The following is a 1,787-nucleotide window of genomic DNA, read 5'->3' as shown; positions in this document are numbered from 1 at the left end:
TGTGATGTCTATGGAGTTTTTGGTCACGGAGTCTAATGGCTTTTTGGACGGGGAGTCCAGATAGTTTTTGGTCACGGAGTCCAAAGACTTCCTTGTCGTGATGTCTCAAGACTTTTTGGACAGTCGGTGGGTTGGAATACCAAGATGGCTATTTCAACCCATCTCCGCAAGAAAATAGCGGACTTCGACCCAGTAAGAGACGGACGAACCGTCACCCAATTCTGCAAGGATATTGGCGTATCTCGCCAAACCTATGCCAACATCAAACGCCGCGTTGAACAACGCGGCCGTGCAGGCATCCTGCCTGACTCCACCGCCCCGCATTCCCCAGCCAGAATCTACGATGATCACCTTCGTCAGAAAGTCATCACAGCTCGATCAGTGCTCAAGGCCCAGGGACGGGACTATGGCCCGTGGTCAATCTATTACTACCTCATTGATGACCTTGGTTTAGAGCACCCACCGGCACGGTCTACGATTGCGCTTTGGCTCCACGAAGCTGGTGTTGCTGAGGCCAATGCCCGTAAACGTCCTCGTAAAAGCTTTAAACGCTGGGCACGCGATAAAGTCGATGAGCTGTGGCAACTCGACGGGTTTGTCTACCGACTCTTTGGCACTCCACATACCCAGATCACTATCTACCAGCTGGTTGATGATGCCAGCCGGTTTGATCTGGGCTCACAAGCCTTCGCCGCCAAAGAAAACGGATTCGATGCTCGCACTACCTTGGCCGCAGCAATAGAAACGTATGGTCGCCCGCAGGAACTTTTGACCGATAACGGTGAAGCTTTCGCCACCTATCACCGGGGCCGGTTGTCCGATACCGAGCGCTGGCTCGCCGCCCAAGGTATCTGGTCCATTGCAGGTTTTGGCCCGCAAACCCAAGGCAAAGATGAACGCTCGCATCAAACCATGACCAAGTTTCTCGATGCACGCCAACCTACAACACTTCAGCACGTCAAACAGCTGTTGGACGACTACCGCGAGTTTTACAACACCAGGCGCCGCCATCAAGGCCTGCTAGTCGGCAAAATGCACATCACTCCAGCCCAAGCCCGTGAGCACTTCGCCCACGCTCAATCCCCAACACAACCCATTGACCCGGATGTGCTGTGGGCCAAGATTGTGAAGTCATACCGGGATACACACTCAGAAAGCGCGATACACCACGAGCATCGTATCGAGAATGGGGTTAAAGAGGCGATGGCGCCGGTTGTGGGAGAAGTTGCAGCTTCTCCCACAACCATCGATGACGATAACGAACCAATCCAGCAAGAATCATCTCCTACCATCAGTCCCACCGTAGACGGTCTATCCGCCCAGTCAAGCAACGCCTGGGGTATCCCCGACACACTGTGGATCAACAAAAGCGGAGTGGTGCGCATCCTGGGCTATGGATTCTATGTAGGACTCCGGTTTAAAAACCGGCTCATATACAGCCACGTTACCGATGACACCGCTGAGTTCTTCACTGATCATGATGGTGAAGCACTGTTTTCATTCCCACTGCCCATCAAGCTACTTGAGCGTCCAGCCGGCGGACAGATCAACATCGGGCATGTCGAAGGAATGTGGCACCGCCGGCCACCAGAGATCAAACCAATCCTGTCGCGTCCGCGCCCGTCGAGACGAAAGAAACCATAACCGGTAAGACGAGCTAGAGACTGTCCAAAAACACCAAAGACTCCCTGCCCAAAAAGCAGGGAGACTCCACGTCCAAAAAGTCATTGGACTCCTAGCCCAAAAAGCTACTGGACTCCGTGTCCAAAAAGCCCATGGACATAACA

General features: G+C 53.4%; 1 protein-coding gene. It reads left to right on the top strand.

The genetic code is table 11. The features are described 5' to 3' along the window. Positions 1–144 precede the first annotated feature (144 nt). Positions 145–1,644: an integrase core domain-containing protein gene (locus HMPREF3148_RS01565; protein WP_049151660.1), complete on the top strand. Its 1,500-nt coding sequence runs from the start codon at positions 145–147 to the stop codon at positions 1,642–1,644. The last annotated feature ends 143 nt before the right edge of the window (positions 1,645–1,787 follow it).

This window comes from Corynebacterium sp. HMSC05D08, from assembly GCF_001807215.1.
Taxonomy (GTDB): domain Bacteria; phylum Actinomycetota; class Actinomycetes; order Mycobacteriales; family Mycobacteriaceae; genus Corynebacterium; species Corynebacterium striatum.
This window is presented reverse-complemented; position numbering and strand designations above follow the sequence as displayed.

Excerpts from the sequence above, each read along its gene's own strand:
- HMPREF3148_RS01565 (WP_049151660.1), top strand. The coding sequence starts at position 145 with ATGGCTATTTCAACCCATCTCCGCAAGAAAATAGCGGACTTCGACCCA.